Source organism: Micromonospora sp. M51 (genome assembly GCF_018070305.1).
In the GTDB taxonomy this organism is placed as follows: domain Bacteria; phylum Actinomycetota; class Actinomycetes; order Mycobacteriales; family Micromonosporaceae; genus Micromonospora; species Micromonospora parva.
Genome location: NZ_JAGPXZ010000226.1, coordinates 1 through 8,008, shown reverse-complemented (window position 1 = coordinate 8,008; position 8,008 = coordinate 1). Strand labels below are relative to the sequence as shown.

Below are 8,008 nucleotides of genomic sequence, written 5' to 3'. Positions count from 1 at the left end.
GCCGCGAGCAGCCGGTTGAGCAGGTCCGACCAGGGGACCACCTCGACGGTGACCTTGATGCCGGTCTGCTTCTCGAACTTGTCCAGCTCGGGCTGGAGGATGGTCTTGTCGGCCTCCAGGCTGGCGCCCTGGTTGCTGGCCCAGTAGGTGAGCGTCTTGGGCGATGCGGCGGAGTCGTCGCCGGAGCCACCGCAGGCGGTCAGCGAGGCGGCGGCCAGTACGGCGGCGGTGAATATCCCGAGGTGTCGTCTCGACACGGGTCAGCCCTTCCGGTGCGTGGTGGGGGTCCGCTGGCCTTCGTCGCCGATAGGGGTCGGGCGGCGGGGGCCGGCTGCGGGCAGGGTTTCGGGGGTGCGCCGTCGGGGTCCGTCGGCGTTTCCCGGGAGTTACATCACGGCTTAATTTATGTCGTCATTAAAGTTGCTGGCCGGTGGGTCGTCAAGCACGAGGCGGTTACAGTCGCCTCGAACGGCCGACGGGAACGAGGTGACGAGTGGAGCTGGCGCGTGCCACCAACCGCAGCGTGCGGCTGCGCAACCGGTCCGCCCTGCTGACCAAGCTCTTCCTGGACGGCCCGCTCACCCGGCAGGACCTGGTGCGCAGCACCGGGCTGAGCCAGCCCGCGGTCAGCAACGTGGTGGCCGACATGATCGACGAAGGACTCGTCGCCGAGGCCGGGGCCGCCGAGTCCGACGGCGGCCGGCCCAGCATGCTGCTGCGGATCGAGCCCCGCTTCGCCTTCGTGGTCGGCGTGGACGTCGGCGAGACGCGGGTCCGGATGGAGCTGTTCGACTTCGCGATGACCCTGCTGGCCAGCGTCGAGTACCCGCTCGACCCGGCCCGCACCGAGCCCGACCTGGTGGCCGGGCACGTGCTGGCCGGCATCGACGCGCTGACCGGCCAGGCCGGGGTTACCCCCGGCGACGTGCTCGGCGTCGGGATCGGCGTCTCCGGCGTCGTCGAGCAGGGCGTCGAGGCCGTGGTGCACGCCCAGGCCCTCGGCTGGGACCGGGTGCCGCTGGAGCGCCTGATCGGCGCCGGCACCGACGTGCCGCTGCACATCGACAACGGCGCGAAGACCCTCGGTCAGGCCGAGATGTGGTTCGGTGCCGGTCGGGGCGCCCGGCACGCCGTCTTCGCGCTTGTCGGCTCCGGGGTGGGAGCGTCGGTGGTGACCAACGGCGTCACCTACCGGGGGGCGTCCAGCAGCGCGGGGGAGTGGGGGCACACCACCCTGGTGTACGGCGGCCGGGCCTGCCGGTGCGGCGCGCGCGGCTGCCTGGAGGCGTACGTCGGTGCGGAGGCGATCATCGACCGCTACCGGGAGGCGCGTCGGGGTCGCGCCGTTCCGGGCGAGGACGAGGAGTCCCAGCTCGCCGCGCTGGTCGCCGCCGCGCAGACCTCGGCCACCGCCCGACGGGTCCTCGATGACACCGCCGGTTACCTGGGCGCGGGCGTGGCCAACCTGATCAACCTGTTCAATCCGGAGCGGGTGGTGCTCGGCGGCTGGGCGGCGATGGCCCTCGGTGACCTGCTGCCGGCCGTCCGGGAGGCCGCCGGCCGGCAGGCGCTGCGTCAGCCGTACGAGCAGGCGTCGATCGAGCTGTGCCGGCTCGGGGTGGACGCGGTGGCGCTGGGTGCGGCCACCCTCCCGATCGCCCGCTTCCTCACCGAGGGTGGCGTCCGCCGCTGAGCGGGGGCGACCGCGCGGGCGACCAGCAAATTACCCAAAAAGAATTCTCGGGATAAATAACGAAGTTATAGATCGATGTCTTGACGCCGTCGCAATCTCGCCGCAACACTCCTACGAGAGCGCTCTCCTCCCTCGGTGTCGCGTCGGCGGCGACACCATCCACGGCGCTACGGGCGCGCCCGATCCCCTCCGCGTGGCAACCCGTAACCCCCTAGCGACAGGCGATGTCATGACATCTCGTGCTACATCCGTACGCCCGCGTCCCCGGGTCGTCCGACACCTGCTGGTCGGGCTCACCGTGGCCCTGGTCGCGGCGCTCACCCCGGCCGTGGCCAGTGCCCCCGCGCAGGCCGCGCCCACCCTGCTGTCCCAGGGCCGCCCCGCCACCGCCTCGTCCACCGAGAACGCCGGCACCCCCGCCAGCGCCGCCGTCGACGGCAACACCGCCACCCGCTGGGCCAGCGCGTTCAGCGACCCGCAGTGGCTCCAGGTCGACCTGGGCGCTCGCGCCACCATCAGCCAGGTCAACCTGCTCTGGGAGGGCGCCTACGGCCGGGCCTTCCAACTCCAGACCTCCGACGACGGGGCCACCTGGACGACGATCTACTCCACCACCACCGGCACCGGCGGCACCCAGAACCTCACCGTCACCGGCGCCGGCCGCTACGTGCGGATGAACGGCACCGCCCGGGGCACCGGCTACGGCTACTCGCTCTGGGAGTTCCAGGTGTACGGCGAGACCGGCGGCAGCACCCCCACCTGCGGCAGCACCAACGTCGCACAGGGCAGCCCGGCCACCGCCTCGTCCACCCAGGACGCCGGCCTCGCCGCGTCCGCGGCGGTCGACGGCAACCCGGGCACCCGCTGGGCCAGCGCCGCCAGCGACCCGCAGTGGCTGCGCGTCGACCTCGGCAGCACCCGCACCATCTGCCGGGTGGTGCTCACCTGGGAGGCGGCGTACGCCCGGGCCTTCCAGCTCCAGACCTCGACCGACGGGACCACCTGGACCACCATCTACTCCACCACCACGGCCACCGGCGGGACGCAGTCCCTCACCGTCGCCGGCAGCGGCCGCTACCTGCGGATGTACGGCACCGCCCGGGGCACCGCCTACGGCTACTCGCTGTGGGAGCTGGCGGTGAACACCACCGGCGGGGGCACCAGCGAGCCGCCGGTCGGCACGACCGACCCGTACAACCCCAACCTCGGCCCGAACACCTTCGTCTTCGACCCGAGCACACCGACGTCGACCATCCAGAGTCGACTGAACACCCTCTTCACCCAGCAGGAGACCAACCAGTTCGGGTCGCAGCGCTACGCGGTGCTGTTCAAGCCCGGCACCTACACCGCCGACGTCAACCTCGGCTTCTTCACCCAGGTCGCCGGCCTCGGCATGAACCCCGACGACGTCAACCTCAACGGCCACGTCCGCACCGAAGCGTTCTGGTTCGGCGGCAACGCCACCCAGAACTTCTGGCGGGCCGCCGAGAACCTCTCCGTCACCCTGCCCGCCGGGCAGACCGTCGAGCGGTGGGCGGTGTCGCAGGCCGCGCCGTACCGGCGGATGCACCTTCGTGGCGCGCAGAACCAGATCCAGCTCTGGAACGGCGGCGACGGCTGGTCCAGCGGCGGCCTGCTGGCCGACACCCGCATCGACGGCCTTGTCGTCTCCGGCTCGCAGCAGCAGTGGTACTCCCGCAACAGCGAGTTCGGCAACGGCTGGACCGGCTCGGTGTGGAACATGGTCTTCCAGGGCGTCGTCGGCGCCCCGGCGCCGAGCTTCCCCAACCCGTCGCACACCGTCATCCCGCAGACCCCCCAGGTCCGGGAGAAGCCGTTCCTGTACGTCGACGGCAGCGGTGAGTACCGGGTCTTCGTGCCCGCGCTGCGCACCAACTCCACCGGCACCAGCTGGTACAACAAGACCCCGGCCGGCTCGTCCATCTCGCTGTCGCAGTTCTACGTGGTCCAGCCGGGCACCAGCGCCGCCACCATCAACGCGGCCCTCGCCCAGGGGCGGCACCTGCTCTTCACCCCGGGCGTGCACCACGTCACCGAGCCGATCCAGGTCAACCGGGCCGACACGGTGATCCTCGGCCTCGGTCTGGCCACCATCCAGGCCGACAACGGCGCGGTGGGGATGCGGGTGGCCGATGTGGACGGCGTGAAGGTCGCCGGCATCATGTTCGAGGCCGGCACGACGAACTCGCCGGTGCTGATGGAGGTCGGGCCGTCCGGCTCGTCCGCGAGCCACGCCACCAACCCGACCTCGCTGCACGACGTGTTCTTCCGCATCGGCGGGCCGCACGTCGGCAAGGCCACCAACACCCTGACCGTCAACAGCGACAACGTGATCGGCGACCACATGTGGCTGTGGCGGGCCGACCACGCCGCCAGCGGCGTGCCGACCGGGTGGACGCTGAACACCGCCGACACCGGGCTCACCGTCAACGGCGACAACGTCACCATGTACGGCCTCTTCGTCGAGCACTACCAGAAGTACCAGACCATCTGGAACGGCAACGGCGGGCGGACGTACTTCTACCAGAACGAGCTGCCCTACGACGTTCCGAACCAGGCGGCCTGGATGAACGGGTCGACCCGGGGCTACGCCGCGTACAAGGTCGCCGACTCGGTGACCAGTCACCAGGCGTTCGGGCTGGGAAGCTACAGCTACTTCAACGTCAACCCCGCAGTGGTCGAGGAACGGTCCTTCGAGGTGCCCACCAACCCGAACGTGCGCTTCACGAACATGGTCACCGTCTCGCTCGGTGGCGTCGGCACCATCAACCGGGTGATCAACAACGCCGGTGGCACCGCGAACGCGGCCAACCAGACGGTGTACCTGACCACCTACCCCTGACCCGGGCGCCCCGGGCCGGCCCGAACGTCTGACGGACGGGTCGGCCGGGTCGCACCGTGGGCCGAGGCCGGCCCGGTCCCGCCGAGACCGGGCCGGCCACGGTCGCGTCCGCCGCTCAGCCGGCCAGCACCTCGGCGGCCGCCCGCTCACCGGCGCGCACCGCGCCCTCCAGGTGCAACAACGACACCTCGTCCGCGCCGGTGGCCAGCAGCCCGCCGGCGAGCACCCGCCCCAGGTAGTCGGCGGTGTCGTCGTCCCCGGCGGTGGCACGCAGCCAGCCGCCCAGGACCGTCCGGTCCCACTGCCCGGCCTCCGGCGCCTGCCAGGGCGCGGCCGGGTCCAGCCGGGCGGCGTACTCGTCGAGCAGGCCGAGAACCCGGGCAACCTGCGCCGGCGGCTCGCCTCGGCGCTCGCCGGCCCAGAGCACAGTGGGCGCGCCGAACGCCGCCGCCGCGCACGTGGTCAGCCCTTGCTCGGCGACCAGCGCGTACATCCGATCCTGCGTCGGGCCGATCCACTGCGCGCCCAGGTCGAGTTGGGTGACGTCGGGCAGCCAGCGGGTCAACACCCGACCGCCGACCCGGTCGCGGGCCTCCAGCAGTCGCACCTGGGCGCCGGCACGGGTGAGTGCCAGCGCGGCGGCGAGCCCGGAGAAACCGGCGCCGACCACTACCACCCGCAAGGCGTCAGCCACGCCGGGGTCTACCCACAACTGTCGTCGCTATGACTGTCGGCTCCGGTCCCGGCACCGGCGGACGCGACCCCTGTCCTTCGTCCTTTGCTCTGCACCCACCGATGCGACACCTGGCCTGCGCCCCCGTCGCCTCCGCAGGTGCAGAGCAAAGGGCGCATCACCGCCGGGTTCGGGTCGGGCGCCGAGAATCTTCTGCCGACCTGTCGATTGGAACGGCGGCCGATCGTATGGAGGATGAGAGGTCGGCGAGCGGCCGGCCGCCCCGCGAGGAGGAACGATGACGCTGTACCTGCTCAGCCTTCACCAGCCCCAGGGCGAGCTGCCGCCGGACCCGGAGTTCCTGGCCGGGGTGATGCGCCAGCTCGCCGGTTTCCGCGACGAGTTGGCGTCCACCGGGTCGTGGGTGTTCGGGCAGGGCCTGCACGGCCCGGAGACCGCCACCGTGCTGCGCGCCCGCGAGGGCGGCGAGGTGCTGGTCACCGACGGACCGTTCGTGGAGGGCAAGGAGCACCTGGGCGGCATCACCATCATCGACGTGCCGGACCTGGACGCCGCGCTGGACTGGGGTCGCCGCTACGCGCTGGCGACCACCCTGCCGGTCGAGGTGCGCCCCTTCCAGGGCGGGGCCGGCGACTGACCGTGTCCGACGTGGAGGCGGTGTTCCGCGCGGAGTACGGCCGCGCGGTCGCCGTCCTGGTCCGCCTCCTCGGCGACATCGACCTCGCCGAGGAGGCCGTCCAGGAGGCCTTCGTCATCGCGGTGCGGCGGTGGCCGCGGAGCGGCCCACCACCCAGCCCGGCCGGTTGGATCATCACCACCGCCCGCAACCGGGCCATCGACCGGCGGCGTCGGGAGGCTTCCCGGGCGCACCGGCACGCCGAGGCGGCCCTGCTGTTCGCCGCCGACCCACCCGTCGAGGAGGGACCTGTGCGCGACGACCAGCTCCGGCTGATCTTCACCTGCTGCCATCCGGCGCTCGCCCCGAACGCTCGGGTCGCGCTCACCCTGCGACTGCTCGGCGGCCTGAGCACCGCCGAGATCGCCCGCGCCTTCCTCGTGCCGGAGCCGACCATGGCGCAGCGGCTGGTCCGCGCCAAGTCGAAGATCCGCAACGCGGGGATCCCGTACCGGGTGCCCCACGACGCCGACCTGCCCGACCGGCTGCACGGCGTCCTCGCGGTGCTCTACCTGATCTTCAACGAGGGGTACACGGCCAGCGCCGGCCCGGACCTGGTCCGCGGCGAGCTGTGCGCCGAGGCGATCCGGCTGGCCCGGTTGCTGGTCGCGCTGATGCCCGACGAGCCGGAGGCGATCGGCCTGCTCGCCCTGATGCTGCTCACCGAGTCCCGCCGTGGCGCGCGGACCACCGCCACCGGCGACCTGGTGCCGCTGCCCCGCCAGGACCGCGGCCGGTGGGACGCCGGGCTGATCGCCGAGGGGCAGGCGCTGGTCCGCCGCTGCCTGCGCCGCGACCGCCCCGGGCCGTACCAGATCCAGGCCGCGATCGCCGCCGTGCACAGCGCCGCGGGGCGCGCCGCCGACACCGACTGGGCGCAGATCCTTGCGCTGTACGACCAGCTGACGGCGATCGCCCCCAGCCCGGTGGTGGCGCTGAACCGGGCCGTCGCGCTCGCCGAGGTGGCCGGTGCGGCGGTGGCGCTGGCCGAGGTGGACCGCCTCGATCTTCTCGGCTTCCACGTCTACCACGTGGTCCGCGCCGACCTGCTGGCTCGCCTCGGCCGGGGCGGGGAGGCCGTCGAGGCGTACCGGACAGCCGTCGCCCTGACGGACAACGCGGCGGAACGGGCCTTTCTCACCGCCCGCGCGACGGCCCTGGCGACGTCCTGACGGGGCGTTTGCCGCAGAGGTGGTCGGGAACCCCGACGCACCGGCCGGCCGCAGCAGGGTATGGGGAGGGGTCATGGCCTACCGTCCGACCGCCGTCGACACCGTGCCCGACCTGTCCATCCTCACGCTCGGCGTGGAGGAGGAGTACCTGCTGCTCGACCCGGACAGCGGCCGGAACCTGCCGGTCGCCGACCGGGTGCTCGCCGCGCTGAGCGGCACCGCCCGCGACCAGAGCCGCCAGGAGTTCCGGCACAGCATGGTGGAGATGGTCACCCCGGTCTGCGCCGACCTCACCGAGCTGCGCGCGCACCTGGTGGTGCTGCGCCGCTCCGCCGCCGAGGCCGCCACGGCCGCCGGGGCCCGACTGGTGGCGGTCGGCGCCACCCCGGTGGCCGAACCGCACCGGACCGTGCCCGACGAACCGCGCTACCACGCGATGTCCCGCCGGTACGGACCGGTGGCGCACGACCCGGCGGTGTGCGGCTGCCACGTGCACGTCGGGCTGCCCGACCGGGAACTGGCCGTGCAGGTCTGCAACCACCTGCGGGTGTGGCTGCCGGTGGTGCAGGCGATCACCACCAACTCCCCGCTGCACGACGGGTACGACACCGGGCACGCCAGTTGGCGCTCCATGCAGTTGGAGCGGTGGCCCAGCATCGGCCCGACGCCGTACTTCGACTCCGCCGCCGACTACGACCGCACCGTCGACGAGCTGATCGCCGCCGGCATCATGCTCGACGCGGCGATGGTCTACTGGTACGCCCGGCCGTCGTCGGCGTACCCCACGGTGGAGGTGCGGGTCGGCGACGTCTGCACCGAGGTGGACGACGCGGTGCTGGTCGCCGCGCTGGTCCGGTCCCTGGTGGCCACCCTCGCCGACGACGTCCGCGCCGGGGTCGACGCCCCGAAC

Annotated in this window: 6 protein-coding genes and 1 pseudogene; 5 read left to right on the top strand and 2 right to left on the bottom strand. The window is 72.6% G+C overall.

The features are described 5' to 3' along the window. Positions 1-257, bottom strand: a pseudogene (locus KBX53_RS14515) (extracellular solute-binding protein); the annotation flags it as partial. A 236-nt stretch (positions 258-493) separates the two neighbouring features. Here KBX53_RS14515 and KBX53_RS14510 point away from each other — a divergent pair. Both KBX53_RS14510 and KBX53_RS14505 read left to right on the top strand, forming a co-directional pair. Then, positions 494-1,693, top strand: coding sequence for an ROK family transcriptional regulator (locus KBX53_RS14510; protein WP_030327438.1), 1,200 nt, complete (start codon positions 494-496; stop codon positions 1,691-1,693). Positions 1,694-1,922: 229 nt separating this feature from the next. After that, positions 1,923-4,556 carry a discoidin domain-containing protein gene (locus KBX53_RS14505; RefSeq protein WP_210859754.1) on the top strand — a complete coding sequence of 878 codons (2,634 nt, stop codon included), beginning with the start codon at positions 1,923-1,925 and terminating at the stop codon, positions 4,554-4,556. Positions 4,557-4,671: 115 nt separating this feature from the next. Here the strand turns inward: KBX53_RS14505 and KBX53_RS14500 are convergent, their stop codons facing one another. Beyond that, complete coding sequence (locus KBX53_RS14500) at positions 4,672-5,250, bottom strand: FAD-dependent oxidoreductase (protein WP_309140771.1); 579 nt, start codon at positions 5,248-5,250, stop codon at positions 4,672-4,674. A gap of 277 nt (positions 5,251-5,527) precedes the next feature. Here KBX53_RS14500 and KBX53_RS14495 point away from each other — a divergent pair, with 277 nt between their 5' ends. The 3 genes from KBX53_RS14495 to KBX53_RS14485 form a co-directional block, all read left to right on the top strand. Continuing rightward, the gene (locus tag KBX53_RS14495) at positions 5,528-5,887 is read left to right on the top strand and encodes a YciI family protein (RefSeq protein WP_030327441.1); all 360 of its coding nucleotides are present in this window, start codon (positions 5,528-5,530) and stop codon (positions 5,885-5,887) included. Between the two features lie 2 nt (positions 5,888-5,889). Further along, positions 5,890-7,098: an RNA polymerase sigma factor gene (locus KBX53_RS14490; protein WP_210859752.1), complete on the top strand. Its 1,209-nt coding sequence runs from the start codon at positions 5,890-5,892 to the stop codon at positions 7,096-7,098. A gap of 73 nt (positions 7,099-7,171) precedes the next feature. Beyond that, the coding region (locus KBX53_RS14485; RefSeq protein ID WP_210859750.1) for a glutamate--cysteine ligase at positions 7,172-8,008 on the top strand (837 nt) is incomplete at its 3' end.

Bases quoted from the DNA above. Each gene is read 5' to 3' on its own strand.
- KBX53_RS14505 (WP_210859754.1), top strand. From the start codon at position 1,923: ATGACATCTCGTGCTACATCCGTACGCCCGCGTCCCCGGGTCGTCCGA.
- KBX53_RS14495 (WP_030327441.1), top strand. From the start codon at position 5,528: ATGACGCTGTACCTGCTCAGCCTTCACCAGCCCCAGGGCGAGCTGCCG.